The 13,007-nt window shown below is 70.6% G+C and carries 7 protein-coding genes; 4 read left to right on the top strand and 3 right to left on the bottom strand.

From position 1 onward, the window contains the following. Positions 1 to 69 precede the first annotated feature (69 nt). Positions 70 to 1,098, bottom strand: coding sequence for an alpha-hydroxy acid oxidase (locus JQS43_RS15625; protein ID WP_239675125.1), 1,029 nt, complete (start codon positions 1,096 to 1,098; stop codon positions 70 to 72). A gap of 177 nt (positions 1,099 to 1,275) precedes the next feature. On the opposite strand from JQS43_RS15625, the gene JQS43_RS15620 reads away from it, so the two are divergent. After that, complete coding sequence (locus JQS43_RS15620) at positions 1,276 to 2,577, top strand: hemolysin family protein (protein ID WP_239675124.1); 1,302 nt, start codon at positions 1,276 to 1,278, stop codon at positions 2,575 to 2,577. A 106-nt stretch (positions 2,578 to 2,683) separates the two neighbouring features. Then, complete coding sequence (locus tag JQS43_RS15615) at positions 2,684 to 4,573, top strand: heavy metal translocating P-type ATPase (RefSeq protein ID WP_239675123.1); 1,890 nt, start codon at positions 2,684 to 2,686, stop codon at positions 4,571 to 4,573. On the opposite strand, the gene JQS43_RS15610 is transcribed toward JQS43_RS15615, so the two are convergent. Both JQS43_RS15610 and JQS43_RS15605 read right to left on the bottom strand, forming a co-directional pair. Beyond that, positions 4,565 to 8,617: an AAA family ATPase gene (locus tag JQS43_RS15610; RefSeq protein ID WP_239675122.1), complete on the bottom strand. Its 4,053-nt coding sequence runs from the start codon at positions 8,615 to 8,617 to the stop codon at positions 4,565 to 4,567. The two genes, JQS43_RS15615 and JQS43_RS15610, sit on opposite strands and share 9 nt — an antisense overlap. 4 nt (positions 8,618 to 8,621) lie before the next feature. Beyond that, the gene (locus JQS43_RS15605; protein ID WP_239675121.1) at positions 8,622 to 8,933 is read right to left on the bottom strand and encodes a CU044_2847 family protein; all 312 of its coding nucleotides are present in this window, start codon (positions 8,931 to 8,933) and stop codon (positions 8,622 to 8,624) included. Between the two features lie 232 nt (positions 8,934 to 9,165). Here JQS43_RS15605 and JQS43_RS15600 point away from each other — a divergent pair, with 232 nt between their 5' ends. Together JQS43_RS15600 and JQS43_RS15595 are read left to right on the top strand one after the other, a co-directional pair. Beyond that, entirely contained in the window at positions 9,166 to 9,807 is a 642-nt protein-coding gene (locus JQS43_RS15600) for a hypothetical protein (RefSeq protein WP_239675120.1), read from the top strand. Between the two features lie 143 nt (positions 9,808 to 9,950). After that, the gene (locus JQS43_RS15595) at positions 9,951 to 12,980 is read left to right on the top strand and encodes a helicase HerA domain-containing protein (protein ID WP_338037120.1); all 3,030 of its coding nucleotides are present in this window, start codon (positions 9,951 to 9,953) and stop codon (positions 12,978 to 12,980) included. Positions 12,981 to 13,007 lie beyond the last annotated feature (27 nt).

The raw sequence follows: 13,007 nt of genomic DNA, 5'->3' as shown, positions 1-13,007 counted from the left end.
CCGGGGTGCGGATCGGTAACCGGTGGCGTGCGCCTACTATACCCCCTCCCGGTATAGGAGGCGGGGTGCCTACTGAGCGAGTCCCGTGACCAGGTCCGGTATCAGCTCGTCGACGGTGGCGCAGCCGAGCAGCGCCATCGCCTCCCACAGTTCGGCGTGGATCCCGTCGAGCAGCGAGCGAACTCCCGCCACCCCACCCGCCGCCAGTGCCCACGCCACCGGCCGGCCGAGGAAGGCGGCCCGCGCCCCGAGCGCGAGCGCCCGGGCCACGTCCCGGCCCGAGCGGACCCCGCCGTCAACGTAGACCTCGGCGCGGTCGGCCACGGCCGCGACCACCTCCGGCAGAGCGGTGGCGGTGGCGACCGCACCGTCGAGTTGCCGGCCGCCGTGGTTGGAGACCCAGATCGCCGCCGCGCCAGCGGCCAGGCACTCGCGGGCATCGTCGCCCCGGAGCACCCCCTTGACCACCACCGGTAGCCCGGAGATCTCCCGGAACCAGCCGATGTCGGCGAGGCTGAGGTCGGCGGCGACCCAGCACCGGGGGTCGTCCCAGCCTGGCTGGCCGGGCAGCAGCGCGTTCACCGGCAGGCCGGCGGGTGGTTCCGTGGGGCGGGCTTTCTCCCCGGCGTACGGGGTGTCCACGGTCAGCACCAGCGCCCGGGCGCCAGCGGCGACGGCTTGCCGGATCGTCTCGACGGTGAGCTGCCGGTCCTGGAGCCGGTACACCTGGCACCACCAGGGGCCAGCCACCGGGGTGAGCTGATCGAAACCGGTGGTCGCCCGCATCGACAGCACGAACAACGAGGCGGCGGCGCCCTTGGCGGTGGCCACCTCGCCGTCCGGGTGGAACCATCGCTGGAACCCGAGCGGCGCCACCCCGAGCGGTGCCGCGACCGGCGTACCCAGCAGCGAGGTTTCGGTGTCTACAGTGCTGACATCGCGGAGCACTCGAGGCCGCAGTGGCAGTCGCCAGCCGGCGAGATTCTCGGTCAGCGTGACCTCCTGGCCGGCGCCGGTGGCCAGGTAGTCATAGGCGTCGCGGTCCAGCGCCGCGCGCGCCTGTGCCGCGAGCAGGTCCGGGTTGGTCGAGGCGGCCATGTGGCCACCGTACCGCCGGCCAACCGGCAACCCGGGTACGGCGATGTCGGGTGATTGGAAGGTTGCGGAGCGCGATCGGGGTAGCGCCAGCGCCGGGCGTAACTGGTAGGTTCACACTGTGGAGGATTGTGGTTCTGGAGCCATGCCCAGGGCGGGGGCGTGGCGGGGAGGTGAGTCGTGAGTGACTACCTACCGCAGGTGATCCTCCTCGTCGTGCTGCTGTCACTGAACGCCGTCTTCGCCGGCAGCGAGATCGCGCTGATCTCGCTGCGGGAGGGTCAGCTCCGTCGGCTGGAGCGCGCTTCCACCAGCGGGGAAGTGCTGGCCAAACTGGCGCGGGACCCGAACCGGTTCCTCGCCACCATCCAGATCGGGATCACGCTCGCCGGGTTTCTCGCCTCCGCTACTGCCGCGGTGACCTTGGCACAGCTGATCCTGCCGGCGTACGAGCCGCTCGGGCCTGCGGCGCAGCCAGCGGCGGTGCTCACGATCACGCTCATGCTCACCTTCCTCATGCTGGTCTTCGGTGAGCTCACCCCGAAGCGGATCGCGATGCAGCACGCGGTGAGGTGGTCGCTGGTGGTGGCGCGGCCGCTGTATGTGGTCTCCACGATCGCCACCCCGGCGGTCTGGCTGCTCGGCCGGGCGACCAACGCCGCGGTTCGGCTCTTCGGCGGCGACCCCAGCAAACACCGGGACGAGATGACTCCGGCGGAGATCCGGGATCTGGTCTCCGCGCACCGGGGGTTCACCGCTGAGCAGCGCCTGATCATCGCCGGGGCGATCGAGATCACCGAACGGCGGCTGCGGCAGGTGCTGGTGCCCCGCCGTTCAGTGTTCACGCTCGATGCCGATACCAGCATCAAACAGGCGTGCGGCCAGTTGGCCGGCTCCGGCCACTCCCGAGCCCCGGTGGTGCGCAACGGCAACCTGGACGAAACGCTCGGGGTGGTGAACCTGCGGGACCTGGTCACCAGCGACCGCCGGCAGCTCACCGACCTGCTACGACCGGTGGTGCCGCTGCCGGACTCGCTGCACGCCGCCGAGGCGTTGCGCCGGTTCAAGGCCGATCGCCAGCAGTTCGCGTTGGTCGTCGACGAGCACGGCGCGGTCGCCGGCATCGTCACCCTGGAGGACCTGGTCGAAGAGGTGATCGGCGAGATCTACGACGAGACCGACCGGGATGTCCAAGCGGCCCGCCGGGACGAGGACGGCGCGCTGTTGTTGCCGGGCACCTTTCCGGTGCACGACCTACCCGATGTGGGAGTCGAGCTCGAACACCGGCCCAAGGGCGATTACACCACTGTGGCCGGCATGGTGATCACTGCGCTCGGGCACCTGCCGAGCCAAGCCGGTGAACGGGTCTCGATCGACCGTTGGACCGCGGAGATCGTCGCGATCGACCGGCACGCGATCACGCAGGTGCGGTTGTCGAGCGGCAAGCGCGCCGGGCCGGGGCGGCCGCCTACCCCGCGCTGAGCGTCGTCGCCCCGGACTTTCGACTCTGCCCCCAACCGCCGACGTTGCGCAGGATGATGGGTGAGTGACGCCGGCCGCGGCCGGCTGATCGGTGCCGGAGGTGACGATGGCGCAGCGCAGCCCGGACCAGCCGACCATTAGTTGGACGCTGCTGGCCTTAGTGGGCGCCCTGCTCGTCCTGGGCGGCGCCGGTTGGTTGGCCGGGGTGCCGACCGGCGCCGAGGTGTTGTGGGCGGCGGCGACGGTGGTGTCGCTGGTGCCCGCGTGCTACTGGGTGGTGCGGGCGCTTCGCCGCGGCCAGACCGGGGTGGACGCGATCGCGGTCCTCGCGCTCGCCGGCAGCCTCGCCGTGGGCGAGTATCTCGCTGGCGCGATCGTCGGCCTGATGCTCGCCACCGGCCGCACGCTGGAGGCGTACGCGGAGCGCCGAGCCGCCCGCGACCTGAGCGCGTTGGTCGCGCACGCCCCGCGCAGCGCGCGTCGGCGAACCGCCGAGGGCGCCGTCGAGGTGGTGCCGCTGGCGCAGGTGTCCGCCGGTGACCGGCTGCTGGTCGCCCCGGGTGAGGTAGCGCCGGTCGACGGGGTCGCGGAGGACCCGGCGGTGCTCGACGAATCGGTGCTCACCGGCGAGTCGAGGCCGGTCGAGCGGGCGGTGGGGGAGGCGGTCGCCAGCGGTGTGATCAACGCCGGGCCCGGGTTCGGGCTGCTCGCCACCGCCACGGCTGATCAGAGCACCTACGCCGGGATCGTCGAACTAGCGCGGGCGGCCACCGCCGAGACGGCGCCCGCGGTCCGGCTCGCCGACCGGTACGCGACCTGGTTTCTGCCAGCCTCGCTGCTCGTCGCCGGACTTGCCTGGTTGCTCTCGGGCGACCCGGTGCGGGCAGTCGCGGTGTTGGTGGTGGCTACCCCGTGCCCGCTGCTGTTGGCGGTGCCGATCGCGATCGTCGCCGGCATGTCCCGGGCCGCCCGACGGGGCGTGGTGGTGCGCGGCGGCGGAACCCTGGAACGGCTCGGCCGGGCGGAGACGCTGCTGCTGGACAAGACCGGCACGCTCACCGGCGGACGCCCGGAGTTGGCCGAGACGGTCCCGGCCCCCGGCGTCGATGGCGACCGGGTGCTCCGGGCCGCCGCGGCGTTGGAGCAGCTCTCGCCACATGTGCTCGCTACCGCGATCGTGCAGGCGGCGGTCGCACGGTCGTTGCCGCTGCCGGTGCCGACCGAGGTCACCGAGGAGCCCGGGGCGGGCATCCACGGGCTGGTCGACGGCGAACCGGTCCGGGTCGGGCAGCTCGATGGGCATCCACCGCCCTGGGCGGTGGCGCTGCGGCACCGGGCAGCGAGCGATGGCAGCGCGATCGCCTGGGTGAGCCTCGACGGTGGCCTGGCCGGTGGGCTGCGGCTGCGGGACCCGATCCGGCCGGACGCCGCCGCCACGGTCAACCGGCTGCGGGCAGCCGGGCTGCGACGGCTGATCATGGTGACCGGGGACCGGGAGCTGGTGGCGGAGCAGGTCGGGCGGTCCGTCGGAGTCGACGAGGTGGTGGCCGGTTGCACCCCGGCAGACAAGGTCGAACGGGTGCGACAGGAGACCCGCCGCGGGGTGACGGTCATGGTCGGCGACGGTGTGAACGACGCCCCGGCGCTGGCCACCGCCGACGTCGGGGTGGCGATGGGGGCGCGCGGCGCCACCGTGGCGGCCGAGGTAGCCGACGCGGTGATGACCGTGGACGAGCTGGAACGGCTCGCTGACACCGTCGCGATCGCCGCCCGTACCCGCCGGATCGCGACCCAGAGCGCGGCAGTGGGGATGGCGCTGTCACTGGCGGCGATGGCGGTTGCCGCGTTCGGGCAACTGCCGCCGGCGGTCGGCGCGGTGGTGCAGGAGGGGATCGACGTGGTGGTCATCCTCAATGCACTTCGGGCGCTCGGCGGTGGGTGGCGACCAGCGGCGTCCCGGGCCTGGCGACCGGGCGCGCCAGCACGGTCAGAGTAGGGTCGGCCGGAGGTCGATGGCGAGGATGCCGGCGGTCAACCCGAGCACCAGGATGCCGTCGGTGTACCGGCAGGCGAGGGCGGGATGGTAGACGGGGATCTGATGCCGGCAGGCGCCGCTGGCCGGCTCCCAGAGCCGCACCGTGCGGTCTTCGCTGGTGGAGGCGAGCAGCTGGTCGCCCTCGCCGATCTGGACCGGGCACAGGTCAGTTACCCGTCCAGAGTGGCCCGGCAAGGTGGCGACCCGGTCGCCGGTCTCCGGGTCCCAGACCAGGATGCCCCGGTCTTCGCTGGCCGAGGCGAGCAACTGCCGCCCGCCGGTGGTGACCGAGCACAGCGCGGTGGCGGCGGCGTGGTGCCCTCGAAGGCTGTGGAGCCGTTCTCCGCTGGCCGGGTCCCACAGCCGCACCACGCCGTCCTCGTCTGCGGTGGCGAGTAGCTGCTCGCCACCGGAGGTCGGCACGGCGCAGATCGCGGTCACCCGGCACAGGTGGTGAAGCACCAGCTCCAGGTTACGGGTCTCCAAGCGCCAAAGCCGGACCCATTCGTCATCGCTGGCGGCAGCGACTAGGTAGCCCGCTGGACCGGCCACGGCTGCGACGCCTGTGATCGGAGCGCCGGGACGACCTGCTGAGAGCATCCGGATCGAGCCGCTCTCCGGCTCCCATAGCTGGACAGCGCCATGGTCCGTACCGACCGCGAAGCTAGTAACTGAAGCTGGCAGGGGGCAGATGCTGGTGGCAGCGGCCGGGCCGGCGGCGAGCCGTCTCCCCGGACGACCGGTAACCAGATCGAAGAGGTGGACATCACCGTCCCCACCAGCGGCGGCGACTACTCTGGGGTGAGCAGCGGTCGACAGCGCCAACCGGGCCACCAGCCCAGCGCCGTCAAGCACCCGCTCAGCTGCCCCGGTGCTCGGATCCCACAGTCGAACGGTGCCGTCGTCGCCAGCGGAGGCGAGCAGTGATCGACCACCGGCCTTGACGGCGCAGACTCCCCTTACCTGGTCGGTGTGGCCAGCCAGTACCGGGCCCAGTCGGCCCGTGGCCGGGTCCCATAGCCTGACTAAGCGGTCTTCGCCCGCCGCTGCGAGCTGACTTCGCCCGCCGGGCGGTAGCGTGGCCAACGCAGCTACCGGAGCGTCGATCGCAGCCGCCAGTTGGCCGGGCTGACCGTTGCCGGGATCCCATAACCAGAGCCCGTTGCCGTATCCGGCACCGGCGAGCAGTTCCCGCTCCGCGACGGAGACTGCCGCCAGCGAGGTTAACCAGTAGGGCGGAGCGGCGAATTCGCCAACCCGCTCCCCGGTGCCCGGATCCCACAACGTAACCGGGAGATCGAGACCAGCAGTGGCGAGTAGCGTCGTGCCCGCTACCGTGACCGGGCAGACCGCCGTGACCCAGCCGGGGTGCGGCAGCTTGCCGAGCTGGTCACCGCTCATGGGGTCCCAGAGCCGGACCGTGTGGTCGTCGCTGGCCGAGGCGAGCAGCGGTCGCTCGGCTACGGTGATCGCGCACAGCCCACGGACCCAATCGGTGTGGCCGGCCATGACCGGCCCGGGCTCGCCCCTCACCACGTCCCAGACCCGTACGGTGTGGTCGGCGCCGGCCGAGGCGAGCGAGTAACCGAGGCAGCCGGGCAGCGCACAGAGGGCGTACACCTGGTCGGTGTGACCATCGAGCACGCGTTTGGGCTGGCCGGTCGCGGGGTCCCAGAGCCGGATCGTGCCATCGGCGCCGGCCGAGGCGAGCAGATCACCCTCGGGCCCTGGTACGGAGGAGACGGCGAGTACGGCGGTCGTGTGGCCCTCGAGCGATGTGTGCTCGCCGCGGGGGCGGGTGTGTGCCCAACGTCCTTGATACGGCGCACGACTCGCGGGCAAGCCGGTCGCTAGCTGGTCGATGAGGTCAGACACGGAGAACAACGCCGCACGGGTCATCGGTTCGGCGGTAACCGCTTGAGGTGTCCGGTGTAGCAACCGGGCGCGGCGTCGGCTAAGCCCCGAGCCCGCCGCCTGGGTCACTCGACTGATCGCCGCGAGGTCCGCATGCAGCAGGTAACTGTCGTCGCAGAGCAGTTCGTCCACCGCTCCCGCCTGTTCCGCGTGGACCGGCAACCGCCGCAGCAGGTAGTCGTAGGCGGTGGTCCAGCCAGTGCCACGGCCTTGTCGGAGCCACACGGCCAACAGACTGGCCTGGTCAGCAGCGTTGCTGACGCCGCTCGTCTCTCGGGCGCGCCGGAGCGCGTCGGCGAGCGCCTGGTGAAACAGTCGGTAACCCCGCACTGACGGACCAGAGTCGGTGCCTACGAGAAAGTTAGCCGCAGGCCCGTGAGCGAACTCCGCCAGCTGAAGCTCTTCGGCATCTCCGCCGAGCGCGGCGATCCCAGCGTGCCACATCGGCAGCGGAATCCCGGGCGACTCCGCATAGGCCAGCACCGTGAGCGCAAGTCTGGCTGAGCTGGTCCCGACCGGCGCCAGTCCGGCCAGGTACGACTCGAGGGCGGCATCGACGGTTGGTGAGAAGGAGACGTCGGCCGGGTCGACCGGCTCGGTGTCGTCCCGGGCATGGCCTCGTGCGATCAGTCCCGCGATCAGGAAGTTGCCGCCGGAGCACGCCGCGATTCGCTGGGCGACCGGCGCGGCTGCGGCCGCTGGTCGGTACGGGTGGTCGGCACGGTCTGCTCCCCACCGCTGGAGTACGGCGGTGGCGTAGGCGACCAGGTCAGCCTCGGCCATATAGGGATGTCGGTCGAGATCCATGACGACGGCGGAGTCGGCAAATGCCTCGAGCAGGTCACCCTGCTGATCGGCGCGGCGGGTAGCAACGACGACCTGGGCCGCCCCTGGACCAGGCTCGACCAGCAAGGGGAGCACCTGCTGGATGAGCCGCGGTTGGTCGGGTGAGGCCATCTCGTCGAGCGCGTCCAGGATCAGGGTGAACCGGCCCGGCTGAAGGCGTAGCCGGCGTCGCAGCACCGGCACCAGCTCCTCAGCACTTGCGGGAATGGCTACCGAGGCGGCGCGGGCGATTTCGGCGGCGACCTCGGTAGCGGTCTTTCCGCTGGCGTGCACCGCGCAGGTGACCGACCCGAGTGGCGCCCGGAGAGCGTCGTCCTGAGCGGGCAGTTGCGCCGACAACTCGGGATCTGAGGTGGTCACGATCCTGCCGAGTAGCGCCGACTTGCCTACCCCGGGCGAGCCGGTGACCACCAACAATCGCCCGTCGGGGAGCGCGTTCAGCCACTCCAGCAGGTCGGTCAGCGCCCGCCGTCTACCGTGGAAACCGCATCCCGGCTCCTCGCTGCTGAGCACCCCCTGGCTGCGTGGCGACCAGTGCCGTCCGAGTGCCGGATCGGGCCGGCGGCGCCACCCCCAGGCCGCCAGCGCCCGGTCGTCGGCCGCCTCGGCGCGCCAGCGTCCGATCCGGCGCAGCTCCAGATCGGGCAGTTCGTGGTCGATCCAGTCAAGGGTCAAGGCAAAGCCGTTGCCCTGGCCACGGCCGACCGCGGCAGCGGCGGTCACCAGTCCTACCACCGCAGCGTACTCCGAGGCCCAGACGCCGCTGCCGCTGAAGCCTTGATCAAGCAGGGAAGCCGGGTGGACCTCCAGCTGGACCGTGCCGTAGCTCAGCGTCGCGCCGACCCGGCCGTGCGCTTCGTTGCCGGCGCCCTGGTGGCTAGCTGGAAATCCGAACGTCCACCAGTCAAGGTTGCGGAGTTCGTCCGCGGGTACACAGCGTATTCGAGCCGGCAGTGCCGCTGCCGGGGCGGGGTGCACCAGCTCCAGCACGGCAAGGTCGAGATCGCGGGGATCCCCGATGAATCGGCAGTGGGCTTCCCGCCGTTCCTGGTAGGGCACGCCGGCCTTGGGGAAGGCGACCCAGACGCGATTGCGCCGCCCCTGTGCGGTTCGCAGTATGTGTGCGCTGGTCAGGACGCGGTGCTCGGCGATGACCACGCCGGTGCCGAGGATCCGGCAGTCGTCCGGGCCCGGGTGGACCGCGGCGGTCCACGAGTCCGGGGGCGAGGTGAGGCGGGTCGGCACCCGGTTAACCGTCCGAACTCCGTCGCCAGGTGAGGGCCACCTGGAAGGTTCCCTCGCTGGCGGTCTGCGCCACCAGCCAGTTGACCCGGCCCGCGACCTTTACCCCGAAGGTGACCGAGACCTCGTCGGGGGCCAGCTCCTGGGCTTGCGCCAACACGACGCCAGCAGCCCGGATCGATGGCGCTGCGGCCTGCTTGACCCACCCGACTACGTCTTCCCCCCTGCCCGCTGGCAGGTAGCCCTCTGCCAGGGCGGCCTCAATCTCCACTGTTGTCTGATCATCGACCTGATAGCTGACGATCTGGGTTGCCGCCACAATCGACCTCCGTTCAAACCTCGCCATCATAGGAGGCACCGCCCCCGCAGGCGGGTCGCATGATCGGCTCATCCTCATGCGACAATCAGCGACAAGCGGCCGATGTTTGAACGAAGCCTATCGAATGATCGTAGATTGATGTAGGACGATCGCGGGATATGCTCAGGGGGACGAGACCGGCCAACATTTCTGGGCTTGGGGCGGCGCCGCCCCGGACGTGAAGGGACTCGGGATGTCGGACGAGAAGCTGACCCTGGTGCAGCGCTCGGTATTGATGATCCTCATGGCGGAGGCTCGGGAGGTGGCGAACTCAGAACTCACCAACCACTTCCGGTGCGAGCTCAAGAAGAATTTCCGTGAGCGGCTGGTGACGGCGGAGTTGATCTCGGCCCGCCGAGAGGGCCAGCGGTATCACCTGGAGCTCACAGAGGCGGGGTGGCGGTGGGGTCGCCAGCAGGCCGAGGTCCCGGTCCCGCCGGGGCTCGGTGCCGGCGGGGGCGCGGCGTATGCACTGCTGGCCAATGTGCAGCGAGGGTTGGACCGGCTCGGCATCAGCCTACCCGAGTTCTTCTCCAGGGAGGATCCGCTGACCCACTCGCCAGCGAACACCTCGGAGTTGGCGGCCCGGGCCCGCAAGGCGTACCAAGAGCTCGTCGACCGGCCCGGCGGCTGGGTCCGGCTCGCGCAGCTGCGGCCGCTCCTAGGCGCCGCAGCCAGCGACGAGGTCGATGAAGCTCTGCTGGAGCTCAGTGACGATCCACAGGTCGCCCTGGCCCCAGCCTCTGACCAACTGGCCCTGACCGATGCGGACCGGGCGGCAGCGGTGTGGATCGGAAATCAGCAGAAGCATTTGATATCGATCGGTCCGGAATGAACGAGGCCGAACGCGACGCGTTGGAAGCGCTCAGCTTCAACTGGGCGCCCACCCCCGATGACGTTTGGCGTGCGACACCGTTCCATGTGGCGGGCTTGCACCTGCAAGCAGAGAGAACCATCCTCGCAGGCATCGCTGATGCCGTGCGTAGCGACGGATCCAGCCCGGTCGGGGTCGCGGTCCTAGGGCAACGCGGCTCCGGCAAGACGCATCTGCTGGGCTGGGTGCGCGAGCAGCTCCATCTGGCCGACGGTTACTTCTTCTTGATTGGCCTGCGGGACGCGAGCACCTTCTGGCGTAGCGCTGCGCTTTCGATGGTGGAGGATCTGCCGCGGGATGCGGGCGAGGGCAGCCAGCTTACCGGATTCCTACGCCGGCTGGCTGAGCTGGTTGGGGCCCCGCCGGCAGTGCGGCAGGCGGCGGTCGGGGAGGCTGAACTTTCCCGGGCGAGCCTGGACGCGTTCGTCGATCAGCTCCGCAAGGCCAGTCCGCAGGTCGGGATGGCCTGCCAGCACACGCTGCGGGCGTTGGTGTTGCTGGCCTCCGACGTTTTCGAACAGCAGGACATCGGCCATGCGTACCTCTGCGGCAACGACGAGGGCGAACACGGCGAGCGGGCGCGGTGGGGCATCCGGCGCAGCCGGCACACCTCCCAGGATGTGGTCCGAGAGCTCTCCCGCTTGCTCGCGCTGACCGGCCCGACCGTCATCGCGGTCGACCAGATCGATCTGCTTATCGCTCAGTCAGTGAAGTCGGCGGCCGGCAGCGAGACCGGGCTCGCGGGATCCCCGGAGGACCGCTTACGGCAAGCGCTTGTTTTGGAGCAGGTTGCGGGCGGGCTGATGGCGCTACGGGAAGCGACTCGGCGGACGCTCTCGATAGTCTCCTGTCTGCCGCAGGTCTGGGAGATGGTGCGCAACTACGCGACCGATACGGTGCAGGACCGGTTCAAGCCGACCGCGACCCTGTGGCGTATTCCGACTCCGGAGCTGGCCGAACAGCTCGTGGCGAGGAGGTTCACGGAACGATTCGCCGAGGTGGGCTTCACCCCGCCGTATCCGACCTGGCCGATCGCACCGGTCGCGTTCGCTCGCGCGAGGAAGTTCACCCCCCGCCAACTGCTGATAACCGTCGATACGCATGTGCGGGCGTGTCTACGGGACGGCGAGGTCCGGGAGCTCTCGGACCTGCGTGACACCCCTCAGCGCCCGGCCGGCCGCCCGGCGCGGCGCGCCACCGAGGCGGAGCTGGTCTCCTTGGACCAGGAGTTCGCCGAGCTGCGGGCGAGCGTCGATCCGACCCTTGCCCTGGCGCTTCGGAGTGAGGACACGCGGATGCCGGGGTTGCTGCACGCCGGCCTGACGATATGGATAGCGGAGGCGGACGCCGCGGGCGCGGGCTTCTATGTCGACCCTCCCCCGGGCCGGAGGCCGGCGTTGCATGCCCGCCTCCGGCGCAGCCTCGCCGAGCAGCGCGAGGACGAGGTCCACTGGTGCTTCCGGGCGGTCGCCCCGGCCCACGGCAACTCAGAGCTCAATCGGGTCCGAAACGCGATGACCGCGGCCGGGCTCACCGAGGGGGTACCGAAGCGACGGCTGTTCCTGCTCCGCAACGAAGATTGGAATCGCGGCCGGCGTACAGCTGAGACGCTGGAGACCTTCCACAAAGCTGGCGGGGAGGTGCTGCCGCTGCCGGACGACGACGTCCGAACCTTGACTGCGCTGCGGGAGTTGTTAGAGGCGCGCGGGATCGACGCGTTGCGGCCATGGCTGGCGGCCAGGCGACCGGCGCACGGCATTGCGCTGTTCCAGGCAGCCTTCCTCGACGTCGTCGAGGACCTTGCCCCGGGGCTCGACGACACGACGCCGGAGGGGTCCGGAACGATAGGCACGGAGCCCTTGCCACCCCACAAACCCGACAGCGAAGCGTCGACGGCACCCGCGGTCCTGGTTGGCAGAGCCAGGGAGGACGGCGAGCCGGTCGGCGTCGACTTGGCGGCGTTGCGCCGACACACCGTGATCTTCGCCGGCTCCGGGTCGGGTAAGACCGTTCTGATTCGACGGCTGGTCGAGGAGTGTGCCCGGCAGGGCGTCTCCGCGATCGTGCTGGACCCGAACAACGACCTGGCGCGGTTGGGCGACCCGTGGCCGGAGCCGCCCGCCGGTTGGTGGCCCGGCGACGAAGCCGCCGCCGCCGACTACCTCGCCCATACCGAGGTGGTGATCTGGACCCCGGGCACCCTCGCCGGCCGACCGTTGAGCTTCCAGCCGCTGCCCGATTTCGCCGAAGTCCGCGGCGATCCAGATGAGTTCGAGCAGGCCGTGGAGGCGGCGGTGGCGGCGCTGGCACCACGGGCCCGGGTGGAGGGCAAGACGCCGAAGGCGAGCCGCGGCCAGGCGGTGCTGCGGGAGGCGCTGCGCCACTATGGCAGGCAGGGCAGCAGCGAGCTGGCTGGGTTCATCGAGCTGCTCTCGGAGTTGCCGGAGGGCGTCAGCCAGCTCGACGAGGCGACAAAGCTCGCCAACGAACTCGCCCAGAATCTGCGGGCCGCGACGGTCAACGATCGACTCTTCGCCAGCGAGGTCGGCGCGCCAGTGGACCCGGGGGTGCTGCTGACCCCGGCGCCGGGCCGGCGCTCCCGGATCTCGGTGGTTAGCTTCGTCGGCTTGGCCTCCAACGAGAGCAAGCAGAGCTTCGTCAACCAGCTGCAGCTGGCGCTGTTCGCCTGGATCAAACAGCACCCGGCCGGCGACCGGCCGCTCGGCGGTCTCTTCGTCATGGATGAGGCGGCGACCCTGGCCCCGGCGCAGGGGATGACGCCGTGCACCCAGAGCACGATCGCGCTCACCGCCCAGGCCCGCAAGTACGGCCTGGGGTTGGTCTTCGCTACCCAGGCGCCGAAGAGCCTGCACAATCAGATCTCCGGCAACGCGTCGACGCAGTTCTTCGGACTGCTCAACGTGCCCGCGCAGATCGCCGCGGCGAAGGAGTTGGCGCGGGCCAAGGCGGGGGAGGTGCCGGACATCGGGCGGCTGGGCAAGGGTGAGTTCTACGCCGCGATCGAGGGTGCCGGCTTCCGCAAGCTGCAGGCGCCGTTGTGCCTGAGCCACCATCCCGCCAGCGCGCTCACTCCCGAAGAGGTGTTGGCGAAGATCACGTTGGATCATGAATAGGAATCGGGTTTGCGTGGGCCGGCTAAC

The organism is Natronosporangium hydrolyticum (assembly GCF_016925615.1).
GTDB classification, from domain to species: Bacteria; Actinomycetota; Actinomycetes; order Mycobacteriales; family Micromonosporaceae; genus Natronosporangium; species Natronosporangium hydrolyticum.
This window is presented reverse-complemented; position numbering and strand designations above follow the sequence as displayed.